The sequence below is a fragment of the Fischerella sp. JS2 genome (assembly GCF_032393985.1).
GTDB lineage: Bacteria > Cyanobacteriota > Cyanobacteriia > Cyanobacteriales > Nostocaceae > Fischerella.
The window spans coordinates 3,263,556-3,278,150 of record NZ_CP135918.1 but is presented as its reverse complement, the minus strand read 5'-3'; the positions used below and the strand labels follow the sequence as shown (position 1 = coordinate 3,278,150).

13 protein-coding genes and 1 pseudogene are annotated in these 14,595 nt (G+C 39.8%); 10 read left to right on the top strand and 4 right to left on the bottom strand.

Annotation, left to right across the window (positions count from 1 at the left end):
* The first annotated feature begins 48 nt into the window (after window positions 1–48).
* The gene (locus RS893_RS13785; RefSeq protein WP_315791660.1) at window positions 49–516 is read left to right on the top strand and encodes a peroxiredoxin; all 468 of its coding nucleotides are present in this window, start codon (window positions 49–51) and stop codon (window positions 514–516) included.
* A gap of 51 nt (window positions 517–567) precedes the next feature.
* Here the strand turns inward: RS893_RS13785 and glgA are convergent, their stop codons facing one another.
* Both glgA and hemC read right to left on the bottom strand, forming a co-directional pair.
* Complete coding sequence (gene glgA / locus RS893_RS13780; RefSeq protein WP_315791659.1) at window positions 568–2,001, bottom strand: glycogen synthase GlgA; 1,434 nt, start codon at window positions 1,999–2,001, stop codon at window positions 568–570.
* Window positions 2,002–2,369: 368 nt separating this feature from the next.
* Window positions 2,370–3,341, bottom strand: a complete 972-nt coding sequence (hemC, locus tag RS893_RS13775) for a hydroxymethylbilane synthase (RefSeq protein WP_315791658.1) — start codon at window positions 3,339–3,341, stop codon at window positions 2,370–2,372.
* A gap of 121 nt (window positions 3,342–3,462) precedes the next feature.
* On the opposite strand from hemC, the pseudogene RS893_RS30300 reads away from it, so the two are divergent.
* A pseudogene (locus tag RS893_RS30300) lies at window positions 3,463–3,637 on the top strand (ATP-binding protein); the annotation flags it as partial.
* Window positions 3,638–3,699: 62 nt separating this feature from the next.
* On the opposite strand, the gene cysK reads toward RS893_RS30300, so the two are convergent.
* A complete protein-coding gene (gene cysK / locus RS893_RS13770; protein WP_315791657.1) occupies window positions 3,700–4,635 on the bottom strand; it encodes a cysteine synthase A in 936 nt (311 codons plus the stop codon).
* A 995-nt stretch (window positions 4,636–5,630) separates the two neighbouring features.
* Between cysK and RS893_RS13765 the strand changes: the two genes are divergently transcribed.
* From RS893_RS13765 to RS893_RS13740, 6 genes are all read left to right on the top strand, one after another.
* Window positions 5,631–6,086 (top strand): hypothetical protein, encoded by a 456-nt coding sequence (locus tag RS893_RS13765; RefSeq protein WP_315791656.1) that lies wholly within the window; start codon window positions 5,631–5,633, stop codon window positions 6,084–6,086.
* A gap of 18 nt (window positions 6,087–6,104) precedes the next feature.
* Window positions 6,105–6,371, top strand: a complete 267-nt coding sequence (locus tag RS893_RS13760) for a hypothetical protein (RefSeq protein WP_016868834.1) — start codon at window positions 6,105–6,107, stop codon at window positions 6,369–6,371.
* A 2-nt stretch (window positions 6,372–6,373) separates the two neighbouring features.
* The gene (locus tag RS893_RS13755; RefSeq protein WP_315791655.1) at window positions 6,374–6,685 is read left to right on the top strand and encodes a hypothetical protein; all 312 of its coding nucleotides are present in this window, start codon (window positions 6,374–6,376) and stop codon (window positions 6,683–6,685) included.
* Window positions 6,686–7,198: 513 nt separating this feature from the next.
* Window positions 7,199–7,540 (top strand): hypothetical protein, encoded by a 342-nt coding sequence (locus RS893_RS13750; RefSeq protein WP_315791654.1) that lies wholly within the window; start codon window positions 7,199–7,201, stop codon window positions 7,538–7,540.
* An 11-nt stretch (window positions 7,541–7,551) separates the two neighbouring features.
* On the top strand, window positions 7,552–8,562 hold the full coding sequence (locus tag RS893_RS13745; protein WP_315791653.1) for an LLM class flavin-dependent oxidoreductase: 1,011 nt from the start codon (window positions 7,552–7,554) through the stop codon (window positions 8,560–8,562).
* A 98-nt stretch (window positions 8,563–8,660) separates the two neighbouring features.
* A complete protein-coding gene (locus RS893_RS13740; protein WP_315791652.1) occupies window positions 8,661–9,029 on the top strand; it encodes a hypothetical protein in 369 nt (122 codons plus the stop codon).
* Window positions 9,030–9,217: 188 nt separating this feature from the next.
* Here the strand turns inward: RS893_RS13740 and infC are convergent, their stop codons facing one another.
* On the bottom strand, window positions 9,218–9,685 hold the full coding sequence (infC, locus tag RS893_RS13735) for a translation initiation factor IF-3 (protein WP_315791967.1): 468 nt from the start codon (window positions 9,683–9,685) through the stop codon (window positions 9,218–9,220).
* A 649-nt stretch (window positions 9,686–10,334) separates the two neighbouring features.
* Here infC and RS893_RS13730 point away from each other — a divergent pair.
* Window positions 10,335–14,153 carry a tetratricopeptide repeat protein gene (locus tag RS893_RS13730; protein ID WP_315791651.1) on the top strand — a complete coding sequence of 1,273 codons (3,819 nt, stop codon included), beginning with the start codon at window positions 10,335–10,337 and terminating at the stop codon, window positions 14,151–14,153.
* Window positions 14,154–14,213: 60 nt separating this feature from the next.
* Complete coding sequence (locus RS893_RS13725; protein ID WP_315791650.1) at window positions 14,214–14,411, top strand: hypothetical protein; 198 nt, start codon at window positions 14,214–14,216, stop codon at window positions 14,409–14,411.
* Window positions 14,412–14,595 lie beyond the last annotated feature (184 nt).

The window sequence follows — 14,595 nt, the reverse complement described above, 5'->3', positions numbered from 1 at the left end:
CCCGGATAATTAAATATTGGCCATATTAAGTTTTTTCGCTCAACACATATGTCAGTCAAAGTTGGAGATATTGCTCCCGATTTTACCTTACCCTCCCAGTCTGGTTCACTAGTCAGCATCAGTAATTATCGTGGTCAAAAATGTGTCGTCCTTTATTTTTATCCTAAGGACGATACGCCAGGATGTACAGCAGAGTCGTGTGCCTTCAGAGACCAGTATGAAGTCTTCCAGGATGCTGGTGCTGAGGTTATTGGCATTAGTGGCGACTCTCCAGAGTCTCACCAAAAATTTGCTCACAAGCACCAGTTACCCTTCATCTTATTAAGTGACACAAGTAACCAAGTTCGCAAACTATACGGTGTCCCAGCGACTCTTGGTCTTCTTCCTGGTCGTGTCACTTACGTAATTGACCAGGATGGAGTTGTACGGCACATTTTCAACTCTCAATTCAACTTTAAAGGTCATGTAGAAGAAGCACTTAAAACACTGCAATCCTTACAGAAAAGAGGAGCATGATTAGATAGCTAATTCCCCTCTTAATTCAGTAAACTTCTACGTATTTTTAGCTTAAGATTTCAAAACTAAATTAGGTTGTTCCGTTTGTAGTTCTTTTTGTTCCTCTTCTTCCGGCAAGCCAAGTATCGACCGATACAGCTTCTCATACTGCTTAGCTGAGCGATACCAACTAAAGTCCTGGCTCATGCCACGTTTTTGTAAATCTTGCCAGTAATCTTTGTATTGAAAGCCTTCCCAAGCACGAACCATACAGGTATATAAATCCAACGGCTCGTAACGGTCAAAACAATAACCAGTACCACTATGATGCATAGGTACATGGTGCGATACAGTGTCCACTAATCCTCCAGTACGGCGGACAATGGGTACAGAACCGTAGCGTAAAGCCATCATTTGGCTAATACCGCAGGGTTCAAAACGGCTAGGCATTAAGAAAGCATCAGAACCAGCATAGATACGACGAGCTAGGGCATCATTATAAAGTAAATAAGTTTTCATCCGCCCGGGGAAGCGGGATGCCATCTGCCACAATTGGCTTTCGTAGTACCGATCGCCTGTACCCAATATAATAAACTGAGCATCGGTATAAGACATAAACCGATCCAGAATATTCAACACCAAATCAATGCCTTTTTGTTCTACTAGGCGTGTCACCATCCCCAATAAAAAGGCACTAGAGTTAACTTCTAACCCTACTTCTTCTTGCAAAGCAACTTTATTGGCTTTGCGCTTCTCGAGGGTGTCGTTGGTAAAATTTTGAGCAATGTATTTGTCAGTTGCTGGATCGTAAACTTCAGTATCAATACCATTGACAATCCCAGATAATTTCCCACTGATGAAAGACATTAAACCTTCTAAAGTCTCACCGTAGGCAGGCGTTTTGATTTGTTCAGCATAGGTCGGGGAAACAGTTGTCACCCTGTCGGCATATTGCACCGCAGCAGCCATTGTATTGTGTCCTTGCATATACCAGGGACACCAGGTAATTTTCTCCAAATACCAACGCCACGGCCCTTGATATGCCAGATTATGAATTGTAAACACACTGGTGATATCAGGAGACTGGTGCATCCAAACAGGGATCATGCCTGTGTGCCAGTCGTGACAATGAACAATATCTGGCTTCCAGTAATTCCAGCAAAACTCAGCAGCACCATTGGCAAACAAAGTAAACCGCCAGTCTTCATCTTCTCCAGAATAGATACGACGGGGCCAAAAAGCTGGGTGTCCAAAGAGATACAGTGGTACATCAGTACCCGGGAGAACACTTTCGTACACTAAAAAGTCCTGGAACATGGCATATCCGTGCCAAATGGGGTCTTTGGGAATCTCCATTTTGTCTGGCAGAAAGCCGTAATAAGGCAGGAGAATTCGCACATCATGTCCCATTTTTCTCAGGACTTTAGGTAGCGCCCCGACTACATCACCCATTCCGCCAACTTTTGCAACCGGAGCTGCCTCTGCTGCAACAAATAGAATCCGCATGGTAATTTTTGCTTCCCCGAATTTGCCTACGTGTTAAAATTTACTTTGCTAAACACCTGGTCAATTCTGGTAGACCTGGTTAGCAACTGCAATTTTTCTTAATATCATCACAATAACAGTTATCAGTTATCAGTTATTAGGTTTTTAACTCATGTCTAATCTGGATTCAAAACACAACAAGTTTTATGTTTGAAAAATCGACCACCAATGGACACCGATAAACACAGATACACATAAATAGGTTATTTGTGTGCATTTTAGTCATAATTTGGTGGTCGTCTATCCAAAAACGATGCTATTTTGCAGTGTGAATTTACATTTAGATGTAACTTTCACTGCTAACTGATAACTGATAACTGTTCACTGATTTAAGAACCACGCTGGATTTCAGCAAAGATTTGATCCAATATTTCCTGCGCTCCTTGTCCCCGCATTCGCTTGGCTAGTTGTGTGCCTAGCTGTTCTGCGTCTTTGGTTTCACCAGAAATGATGTCTTTGACCACTTTTTGACCATCGACACTGGCGACGATTCCTGTTAAGGTCAAATTGTTATCGTTAATTTCAGTGTTTACACCGATTGGTACTTGGCAACCGCCTTCTAGTTCCCGCAAAAAAGCGCGTTCAGCCACACAGCGATCGCGTGTTTCGGGATGTTCAATGGCTTTGAGCAGGGATATCAATTCTGTATCTTCAGCACGGCATTCAATACCCAATGCACCTTGACCGACAGCATGTAGAGAAACTTCTTTGGGGAGAACTTGATGAATGCGATCGCCCATTCCTAAACGCTGCAATCCAGCTACCGCCAAAATCAAAGCATCGTACTCACCAGCATCTAGCTTGGCCATGCGTGTGTTCAAGTTACCACGCACATCTTTAAATGTGAAATGGGGATAGCGATGGCGTAACTGTGCTAGGCGACGCAGAGAAGATGTACCAATCACCGCCCCTGCTGGCAGAGTGTCAATTTGCTTGTCTTTATGCTTTTCATGCACCACAAGCGCATCGGCAGGATTTTCCCGTTCTGTAATTGCTGCTAGAACTAAACCCTCTGGTAAGCGAGTTGGCAAATCCTTAAGAGAATGAACAGCAAAGTCAATCTCCTGATTGATCATTCCCAGTTCGAGTTCTTTGGTAAACAGTCCTTTATCACCTATCTTGGCTAATGCCACATCCAAGATTTTGTCGCCGTGGGTGGCCATAGTGTGGACTTCAAAAGTAATATCGGGAAAGCTTTTTTGTAGTTGTTCTTGTACCCAATAAGTTTGAATCAGAGCAAGTTGGCTTTTACGAGAACCAATGCGGATTGTACGGCTCGGACTGGAAACCACTGATGTCATAAACCAATTATGTCAAAGGGCAGAGATAAATTCACTTCATCTAGACTACCGCAGTGGGTGACGTTCAGCATTGCACTCTGCCAATTGCCATTAAGTTTCTTTTTTTAGCTTTACGTATCTTTACACCCAGATGAATCTTGAGGCAAAAGTGGGGCCTTACATTGCGATCGCCGTTTCAGATACAGGATGTGGTATTGCACCGGAAATATTGGAAAGAATTTTTGAGCCTTTCTTTATACCAAATAAGTTGGTAAAAGTACGATCTTGGTCTTTCAACAGTTCTTGTTGTAAAATCCTCTTTCCTTCTGCCCTGGTGCCTTCTGCCTTGCTTCTTGAAAGAGGGTTAAGTAATCCCCAATTACCAATTCTGAAACATCGGTGTACTCAAATAACGTTCTCCAAAGGAAGGCTGAATCACCACAATCAACTTTTCTGCATTCTCCCATCGTTTAGCTACTTGTATCGCTGCACACAAATTTGCACCCGAAGATATACCTGATAATAAACCTTCTTCCCTTGCTAAACGTCGCCCAAATGCGATCGCTTGTTCATCACTAACTGCGATCACTTCATCTATTAAGTCTGTACGGAGAACTTCAGGGATAAATCCTGCCCCAATACCTTGAATTTTATGTGATCCTGGTTGTCCACCAGAAATTACAGGGCTATTTTTGGGTTCAACTGCGATCGCTTGAAAACTCGGTTTACGTGCTTTAATCACTTCAGCGATACCAGTAATTGTTCCACCAGTACCCACCCCAGCGACGACAATGTCTACTTGTCCATCTGTGTCTGTCCAAATTTCTTCAGCAGTGGTTTCGCGGTGAATTTTGGGGTTAGCTGGGTTGCGGAACTGTTGCAGCAGGTAAGCATTGGGAGTGTTCACCACAATTTCTTCGGCTTTGCAAATTGCTCCCCGCATTCCTTCTGTTCCTGGTGTTATTTCCACAGTTGCACCATAAGCTTTTAACATTGCCCGTCTTTCCATACTCATGGTTTCGGGCATAGTCAAAATCAAACGATAACTACGCGCCGCCGCCACCATCGCTAATCCAATTCCCGTATTCCCGGATGTTGGTTCTACTAAAATACTTTTTCCTGGTTCAATGAATCCAGCAGTTTCTGCTGCTGTAATCATACTTACAGCAATCCGATCTTTTACGGAAGCAGCCGGATTCATTCCTTCTAGCTTAATAACAATTCTGCCCACGCATCTCTCTGATTGGGGAATTTTATTCAGATGAACTAATGGCGTGTGTCCTATTAATTCAGTCACATCACGAGCAATTCGCATGAATAAAACTCCTTATTGGGGAATGGGGGAGGTGGAGTGATGGGGAGTGTGGGGAGTGTGGGGAGTGTGAGGAGTGTGTAGACGAGGCAGTGCGGTGGACTCCTTTCCCGGCATAAAGCACGTGGCGTCATCTGCCATGCGCTCATAGGTTTAAGGTAAGGGTAGAGTGTGAGGAGTACTAAGCAATCAACAACCAACAATATTAGAAGTGAATTTATTTGATTTCTGTAGTTTTTAATGATAGTTTAAAATTTTCCTGTGAAAATAATTAAAAATAATATTATATGATGTTTTTAGCTTTTTGATGTTCATTGAGTATATATTTACTTAGCTATTATTTATTAAAATTCTGACTTTTCTCTTACTAAATTTTGGCAAAATTTTCAAGAATTTGGAGATGAGTACTATTTACAGAAGTGAAATTCTAATTTATTCTTTTGACTTTTGACGTTAGACTTTGACTTCTAAAATTTGCTGACTGAGTACATCAATGCCAGTACCCTATCTTGAAAATGCGAGTCCCTATGCCTCAAAATACTAGCACCCATACCCCAAAAAAATTTTTAAATACTGATTAAATGGCAATTATTAGCTTTGAGTACAAACTTAATTAATTTAATAATCTTGATCCGACTGCAAACAACTCTTCTCGGCGAAGGCAGCTGCTATAAAACTTATAGGATTTACGCAGAGATTCCCCTCTACCCCCCCTGCAAAGGGGGGACTTCTTAAGCCCTCACAACTGTAAAGCAGATGAACTAAGATATGAGTGGCTTTAAATGTGTAAGTTCTCTTGTAAAAATTCGACTTGTTAAACAATAGTTAATGGTTACTTTCTTTGGATTATCAGTTTTCACATTTGTATATTCACTGATAACTGATAACTGATTGGGCTTAACTTTTGGGTGTTCATACCTTAATTACTACACAGGGTCAATTCAGACAAAAAGATACTGTCTCACGGGGTGCATACTACCTAGCAAGGGAGAGCCAAAATGAGACTACAAATGTCTAAGTTTTTTATAGTTTGCTTACTGACTTTGATAGTGCTTTCACCTGAGCTAGTAGTATTGAGTGTGGTTTGGGAACAACATATGCAGCTAGTCGAAATACAGCATTTAACTTGTAAAGTAGAACAAATGCAAACAGGTGTATTTCGTATTATTGGTAGCCAAAATACTGATTTGTTAACTCCTGAGCAAGAATGTCAAAATGTTGCTCAAGATCCAGATAACATCAAAATATTTGATACCAATTTTCTACATATTTTGCTCACTTATACTCAACTATATAAAGTTGTTGATTTACTGAAATGGTTCTTTTTGTTATTCCCTATAGTTCTGGGAATATTCTTTTTTTTATATGACAGGTATCTAGTTTATCGGGCTGCTATTTTTCAACAACAAGTGGAAATGTTGGAAAGACTATGGCAGGAAAGTATTGAGCAATAAGGAATACATCATAAATTTATGACAATGACAGAAGAACGCCAAAATCTATACTTTGATTTGATTGATCAGTTACTTAGCTGTCCTAATGGTCAGGAACCAGAAGTTTTGGAATCTCAGCCAGAATTACTTGATGCTGGTTTAATACAAACAATGTTACAAGTTGCAGCTGTATTTGCACATCAAGGCAATGACGATGGAGCAAAGTTTTTGATTCATGTTGCCCGTGAATTATCTAAGCAGTTAGGGTTATATCCTGAAATTCCTGAAGTTCCAAATAAGGAGTAAAGATGTTATTAACTGCAACTGATGCAGGACAAATCGCTTTAGAGTTTCTTATGGCTGAGTGGAACGTTTTAGAAGCAAATAGAGAGTGGTTTGTTATTGTTAATTCTCGTCTGATTGGCATGAGTTGGTACATTGTAGAAATAGCTGTAGAGGGATTTCCTGATCGGTGGTACATGCAAGTTTATGACACTGGAGAATGTGATCCAGACTATACATTTATCTCTCCAATCCGTGGTTTAGAAGGATATACTGATCTGGCAGAATTACCAAGTTTGGTAGCTGAAGTCTTAGTGTCAGAGCGTAATTTTCGTTAACAGGTATAAATAAAAATAAAAATTTTATACATTGCTTGTGTGTTGTTATGTTTGTAGTGATGTTTGATAATCTCACTACAAACTTTTATTTGATGATGAATTGTTGATAAATAGGTAGTAAAAACAAAATAACTGTAGGGTGTGTTAGACACTTATTTTAATAACATTTTTTACGAAGAATATGCTGTAAGTGCCAACATACCGCACATAAAATGGTGCGTTATGATTTCAGCCTAATGCACCCTATAATCTAATTTATAAATAGTCTCTTAATTAAAAAATAGAATTATGTTTTAATCATAAATATTACAAAAATTAGTATTTATTCGATGATTTAGTCATGTAAATATGACTAAATTATGCTATATTAATAATGTGATAAATCCTAAAAAATAGTGCATGGTTGCTAAATTGATTAACCAGTTAAAAGCATATGAAGAATGAAGCAAAAAATATTAAATTTCATCCTTCATTCCTAATTATGCCTCTTGCCTGATTGCAATAGGTTTTGTCATGATTAGAGAAGATATTTTATCCAAAGAATATGTGAGGATCGTCAAAAAATATTACCCCAAAGTCGGAGAATTGTTAGATGACTGTTATGTCAAAGTCATTACCAATTATTGGGGACGACCTCCGAAACGTTTGCGCTACATAGGGATTTATTGTTCTGGTGAAATGATGCCCCGTGTGCAAGTCCACAAAGAATTACTGCGAGATTTAGCAGAGAACATGGGATTAGTTCAGGTAGTCTTCCTGAATGCTTCGCGACTGTTACGTGATCCCATGTCGAAAATCAAGCAAGCAGATCCGCGCTTGTGGTTAGATTTGCATTGGGTAGCAATGTCTGAATAATAGCGATCGCAATGAGAACTGGAATTTTCTGCAATTACGAAAACTATCATCAAGATGCCCATCGCGCTATTACTGAACAAGTTGCGATGGTAAAACACTGCGAAAACTTAGGTTTTGATGAAGCTTGGGTAACAGAACATCACTTTAACGAATTCAATCTCAGTCCCTCAATCTTAGTATTGATGGCACACCTAGCGGGGGTGACTTCCAAAATTCGCTTAGGTTCGGCGGCTGTATTATTGGCATTTCACAACCCTATCAGGGTAGCGGAAGACATCGCCACACTCGATCACCTCAGTGGTGGACGACTAGCTTTTGGCATAGCCAAAGGCGGGCCTTTCCCTGAACACAATAGGCATTTTGCCACATCTATGGGTGAATCTCGTGCCAAAGCCTTAGAGGCGATGACATTAATTCACAAACTTTTGTACGAAACAGATGTATCATTTCAGGGAAATTACTATCATTGCGATCGCATCACAATTTACCCCAAACCTTTGCAGAAACAGATACCTGTGTATATTGCCAGTGGTGATGACGAGGGGATAGGCTTTGCCGCCAAACATGCTTTTGGTTTAATGGGGGGGCCACCCTTTTCCCTAGAGAGATTGAAAACCACTGTTGCCAAATATCGGGCATTAAATTCTAGTGGATCTGAGAAACTGATGTTGGCACGCTTCTTTTTTGTTGGTAAAACCTATGATCAGGCAGTAAGTAAGGCTTTACCTTTTATCCGCAAATTTAGTCAAAAAATGCAAGCCAATGCTGCTGTTGTGATGCAAAATCAAAATCACGGCAACCAACATCAAAAGCCTTTTAATCGTCACAATATTTGTTTTGAAGAAGACTACCTGATTGAGAATTCAATTATTGGTGACGTAGCAACTTGTCGCGACAAAATCAAAAGATTTCAGGATGAATTAAATATAGATGCGCTAGCACTCAAACCCTCAGCTTTTGATTTGCAAAAAAATCTCGAAAGTTTAACCCGCTACAACCAAGAAGTGCGAAGTTATGTCTGAAAAGGGTTAGTGGTTAGTTGTTAGTGGTTAGTGGGAAAAAATTCACTACTAACTACTAGCCATAACTACTAACAAATTTTGAATCAAGGGCTAATATCATGAAAAAACCCTTCTTGCCTCCAGATGACATGCCACCCAACAAGGTGACGCCACAGGATAGAATGCTGTATCTGGAACTAGAACAGTCAATTGGTGCGTGCTTTTTTCAAGCGTGCGATCGCATCACTCAAGTATTATTATCTAGTTGTCAGTGGTACCTCACGACCAAAGACGGTAATCTGAAATTAGTAATTGACTGCCCAGATATAGTTACTTACTGGCATATCGTCAATAATATTCCCCAACTAGGAAGTAAGCTAGAAAAATTTAATAATAATGCGAACATTCGCGTCTATCCTCCCTTTGGTAAAGGGAAGCCTTTTGAAATTAGTGTTAATGAAATCTCAGCTTATCGAGATTGGCTTTAACATTTATCAGTCATTAGTCATCAGTTATCAGTTTGATCATCTAAATGATAACGAGCCAGAAACCCATTCCACTAGAAAAATTTTTGATTTGTGGAGTGGGTGTCTGGCTCATTCAATATTATTAGACCCTCTTTCACTTCAATTTTTTCATTGAGGGATCTTTCTAACGAGATTGTTAAAAGATAAATTTAGGCAGGAATGACCTGAAGAATTAGTGAACGCTTATCTAGCGACTGGACTTTACCCACTGAAGTGAGATCATTGACAATACGGTCTAGTAATTTTCCAGCTTGATCACGATATTGATGTTCTCGACCTCGTAAACGAATAGCAAATTTTACAGAATCACCTTTACTCAACCACTGAGTTGCTTGATTAATGCGTAAATTGTAGTCAGCCATACCCACATTGGGACGGAATCGTACTTCCTTGACCGTGGGTCTAGCACTCTGGCTTTGACGTTTTTTCTTTTGATACTGAAGCTTACCATAGTTGAGAATCTTTGCCACAGGAGTATCTTTGTCTTGGGAGACTACAACTAGGTCAAGATCCACACTCTGGGCTAACTCTAGAGCTTCACGGGTGTCAACAAGACCACGATTGTTATTCTCATGATCAATCAACAAGACTTGAGGTGACTTGATTTGGGAGTTAATTAATTGTTTTTGGACTACGATAATGATTTCCTCTCAATTTTTCAAGAGTTTAGTTTTGCAGGTAATACTAAGGTAACACAACGTCAACTATGAATAGTCTGATACCTTATATCTTGCATCAAGCTGTGAACTTTAGTTTACAGCCATAAGTTCTGCTAACTGTCTTGAAAGACAGAAGGAATAAAAAGAAACTTTAATTTCTTTATTGTGAACTCTGCTCATAGAAGTCTTGCACCAAGATCAACAAGAGCCAGAGGCTCTTGTTAATGTTACCAGGTTGAACCTAGTAACAAGGGTTTGGAGGCTGAACCTCCTGGCTGTTGCAACTCTTGCAAGATGTAAATTTTAACAGGTTAAAAGCCTGGTTCTAGTTAGCTAATCGTAACTTAAGCTATCACCCCTACACCCTTACACCACCACAGCCATTTTTTAGAGAGAGTGTCAAATTATGTATACTATGCACTTGACCATCACTGAGATAATCGTTATAAATTTTAGACCAGTGTCTTACTGTAGAATTAGTGAGATATCTGGTGATAAATTTAGCATTTTTCTATGTGCAAAATATAACGAGTTTTTACGTAATAGATGAGTTTTTTTAAACATCGATCGCTAAAATCTATATGAAAAGCATCCAAGAGTCCCTGAAATGCTCAAGTGGCTAGTACATTGGCTAAAAAGGTTATGGAAGTCCCCCTATGGCAGAAAGCAGACTGCTTATAGCAAGGCTATGGCGGGGTATCAGGTGGAACAGCAGCTACCAGAACTGACGAATGCGGATCTGGAATTTTTGTTCACCCAACTGCTAGAAGGCGTATATCAAGCACGAGGACAGCACTGGGCAATCAAGTATCTGCAACGGATGGAACATCGTATTAGTACAGATCGCTGGATAGAGTGGCTGTTAAACTTTGGCGAAAAATTACTATCTTCACCTGCACCAAATAATCACCTGGCAGAAAGGATGGTGCAATTAGGTGAATTGAGGATTGGAATAGTCGGAGACCTTGCCTATGATATTGGCATACGCCTGTTAACACGGAATTTAGGCGGAGAATATTGGCAAACTGACGCAGAAGATTTAGCCATAGATTTTGAAACCCCAGAGTCGACACCTCACCCTGTTCCTTTACCACAAGCAGAATTAACCTCAAATCTGCCAAATCAGCATGAGGAAAATACTATACCCACACCTGTATCGGCAACTCCAGGGATAGATCTGATACGCAATCTTGGGGAACTTTTATGGGAGTACCAAGAAGATAGTGTAGTAAGTAAAACACTGAATCATTTTGTTCCACCCTTAGATGTAGTAAAAGAGGATACTGCTTGGCAAGAATATGAAGAAGAAAGTTGGATCAGAGAGAGTCTTGCAGCCACAGCATTGGACGAAACTTGGAAAAATTCTCCACCAATTGTAGAAACTTCCCTTGATGATCTATTACTGAGGTTAGAGCAAAGTACTAATTTAGTACAACAATTAGCTGTAGGGTTAGGAATTCAAACCACCGATACTCACGCGATTATTGAAGCACTTAGCGATGAATCAAAAGGTAACAGTGTCCAAGCAGAGGCATGGTTTTACGAAGGTTTACAACAGGCTAAAATAGGTGATTTGGCAGGAGCTTTGACATATTACAATAAGAGCGTAGAATTAAATCCCGATGCTTATGAATATTGGTTTAACCGGGGTTTAACGCTATTTTATTTAGGAAATTTCACAGAAGCGATCGCCTCTTATGATCGGGCGATTGGGATAAAACCCGATTTTTACAAAGGCTTGTACAACAGAGGCGCAGCCCTAAGTGAGTTAGGGAATTTTACCGAAGCGATCGCCTCATTTGATGAAGCTTTAAATTTGAAAAACGACTATCAAGAAGCTTGGTCTGGACGAGGGCTAGTACAGCTAAAGTTAGGACAGTTATCTGAAGCTATTGCTAGTTTTGATGCTTCATTACAACTCCAACCCCACGATCCAGAAATCTGGTATTTCCGGGGGACTGCTTTAGCACAAGCCGGACAAAATTATGATGCGATCGCCTGTTACGATCAAGCCCTTGAGTATTATCCAGAGTTTGATTTGGCTTGGTATAAGCGAGGAGTCGCATTATTTAACATCGGTAACTGGGAAGAAGCGATCGCCAATTATCATCAAGCAATTCAAATTAACCCTGAATGTTACCAAGCTTGGTATGGATTAGCTGGTGTGAAGGAAAAATTAGGCAACATCCAAGAGGCGATCGCCGCCTATGATCGATCTACACAAATTCAACCCAACTTCGACGAAGCATGGATTGATCGAGGCGTTATCTTAGCAAGTTTGGGAAATTGGGAAGAAGCGATCGCCTCGTGGGATAAAGCCATAGCGATTAATCCTAATTTTTATTTAACTTGGTTTAACCGGGGTGTGGCGTTGGACAATTTAGGACGTCGGGAAGAAGCGATCACCTCTTACGATAAAGCTATAGAAATCCAAAGCGACTTTTATCTTGCTTGGTACAACCGGGGTGTAGCCCAATTTTATTTGGGGCAATATGAAGAAGCGATTATCTCTTATGATGGCACTTTAAAAATTAAACCTGATTACTGGGAAGCTTGGCTAGGTCGGGGTAGCGCTGCTGGAAATGCAATTATGGTAGAATGGCGATCGCCTGTGTCTAGTAGCATTGCAGCCGATAATCATACCCTCAACGAACGTGGCTATGAGGGAAAATTGGCAAGTTATCAAGAGGGCTTAAAATATCTTAACCCAAACACTCACCCTGAAGGTTGGGGTAGATTACATTTAGCAATTGGTAATGCTCATTATGATCGAGGTAAAAGACATCCTGTACCCCGTCATTATTGGTTAGAAGCTGTTGCTGCTTACGAAAATGCACTGACTACCCTCACAGCCGTAGCCTTTCCTTTGTTGCATTTAGAGACTCTGCAAAATCTCATCAAAACTTTAGTTGTTTTGGGAGAAACAAAACCAGCCCACCAATACCAAAAACGTGCTACCGATTTATTGCAAACTCTGTTAGAAGAACCGACTCGCAGCAGCGAAGATAAAAAGCAACTGGCTTTAAAATTTGTAGGTTTATGGCAGTTAGCTGTTGATATAGCAATACAATTTGGAGAGTTAGCACAAGGTTGGGAAATTGCTGAGTACAGCAAAAATGCTTGTTTTACTTGGCTATTTTCTGGTTGGTCTGAGCAAATTTTCTCACCCAGTTATAGCGAAATTCACCAACTACTTAATCCCAAAACAGCAATAATTTACTGGCATATTAGCCCGTGTACATTACGCACTTTTGTAATTAAATACAAATCTCCTGAACCTATCCCTATTTTTACACCAATACTTAATTTTGCCTCAATTGATGAGTTGCCTGTACCGGAAGCAGTCGTACGTTTAAGTGCATTTGAAGATTGGATAGAACAATGGCATCAACAATATCAAGAATATTCTAGTCTCGGTGAAGAAGAACAAAACAGAAACAAGTATGCTTGGGACTCAGACATTGAACGCAAACTGCTGCAACTCAAAAAAATTCTAAATATTTCTGCAATTGTGCAAGAACTTGAAGACATTAACCAATTGATTTTGATTCCCCACCGCGACTTGCACAAATTACCTCTTCATGCACTTTTCTATCTCTACTCTGCGAGTGAGGAAGAATCCTTAAATGTGTCCTCTCGTTTCACAATTACCTACTTGCCAAGCGTTCAGATAGGTTTATCTTTAAATTCAAAACCCATAGAAAAAACAGATGAAAAGCTGCTGTTATATGTTGAACAAGCTACAGGTTCCTCAAAACTCAAATTTACAAAGGTGGAAGCTGAAGTAATTAGTCAAATATTTACTCATTCTCAATGTATTCAAGAAGCACGAACTACTAAAGAGTTTGTCAGCAATTCACTACTCAAAGATTACAATATATTTCATTTTTTTGGGCAGATAATTCCTAATTATAGCCAGCCGTACGCTTCAGAATTAGTATTAGCAAATCAAGAGACAATCACTCTAGCAGAACTTGATATTCATCAACTGGCAAACTACAAACTAGTTACCTTATGCAATATCGAAACGACAACAGCTTGTCCCCAAAATATAACAACTGAATTTAGTGATTTATTCAACTTTCTGCTGAATGCGAGAATTCCTCATATTGTTAGTAATCTCTGGACTGTAGAATCACCAGCTAGTACTTTGGTAATGATAGAGTTTTACCAACGAATCAAGCAAAATATATCACCTGCTCTCGCTTTATGTGAAGCCATTCTATGGCTGAAGGAATTAACTGCTGCTGAACTGACACAATGGTATGAAGATTTGTTAAAGCAAATGCCTTCAGAGGGATTAAGAACAAAAACCCATTTAGCATCGGAACTGTATAGAGCTAGTCAAATGGCGGCAGATACAAAAGTTTATAGTCATCCCTATTATTGGGCAGGATTCAAAATCGCAGGTAATTTCCATATTTGAAATTGGTTAAAGATAATAATTTTTGGGAAAGCGAACACCGATGAACACAGATGCACACGGATGATTTATCTGTGTACCCTACAGGAAGCCGCCCTTAGGGGCGTCTACATCGGTGTTCATCTGTGTTCGTCATTCATTGATTTTTTGTTGTGGTTTGAATTCCTGATCGACAATCCAATAATATATTTTGATGAGACGCGATCGCATTTTGACGACGTTGATAAAAAAGTCAAAGAAAGCATATCCCCGACTTCTTAGAGAAGTCGGGGATCTTATCCCTTAAAATTAAGTCTCAGTTCACAACTTTATCATGACCCTTGCTTTGAAGACGTTCTTTTGTTATTTATTTGACTTTTGATTACCTTGCTTCTATTAGGAATCGTTAAATCTTCGTGGGGATGAGGTTGATAGCCGATAATTGAAAAAGCTAGTAGGAAAGCAG

Bases quoted from the DNA above. Each gene is read 5' to 3' on its own strand.
- hemC (WP_315791658.1), bottom strand. From the start codon at position 3,341: ATGACATCAGTGGTTTCCAGTCCGAGCCGTACAATCCGCATTGGTTCT.
- glgA (WP_315791659.1), bottom strand. From the start codon at position 2,001: ATGCGGATTCTATTTGTTGCAGCAGAGGCAGCTCCGGTTGCAAAAGTT.
- RS893_RS13765 (WP_315791656.1), top strand. From the start codon at position 5,631: ATGAGACTACAAATGTCTAAGTTTTTTATAGTTTGCTTACTGACTTTG.
- RS893_RS13725 (WP_315791650.1), top strand. From the start codon at position 14,214: ATGATTTATCTGTGTACCCTACAGGAAGCCGCCCTTAGGGGCGTCTAC.
- RS893_RS13785 (WP_315791660.1), top strand. From the start codon at position 49: ATGTCAGTCAAAGTTGGAGATATTGCTCCCGATTTTACCTTACCCTCC.
- RS893_RS13760 (WP_016868834.1), top strand. From the start codon at position 6,105: ATGACAATGACAGAAGAACGCCAAAATCTATACTTTGATTTGATTGAT.
- RS893_RS13755 (WP_315791655.1), top strand. From the start codon at position 6,374: ATGTTATTAACTGCAACTGATGCAGGACAAATCGCTTTAGAGTTTCTT.
- RS893_RS13745 (WP_315791653.1), top strand. From the start codon at position 7,552: ATGAGAACTGGAATTTTCTGCAATTACGAAAACTATCATCAAGATGCC.
- RS893_RS13730 (WP_315791651.1), top strand. From the start codon at position 10,335: ATGCTCAAGTGGCTAGTACATTGGCTAAAAAGGTTATGGAAGTCCCCC.
- cysK (WP_315791657.1), bottom strand. From the start codon at position 4,635: ATGCGAATTGCTCGTGATGTGACTGAATTAATAGGACACACGCCATTA.
- RS893_RS13740 (WP_315791652.1), top strand. From the start codon at position 8,661: ATGAAAAAACCCTTCTTGCCTCCAGATGACATGCCACCCAACAAGGTG.
- RS893_RS13750 (WP_315791654.1), top strand. From the start codon at position 7,199: ATGATTAGAGAAGATATTTTATCCAAAGAATATGTGAGGATCGTCAAA.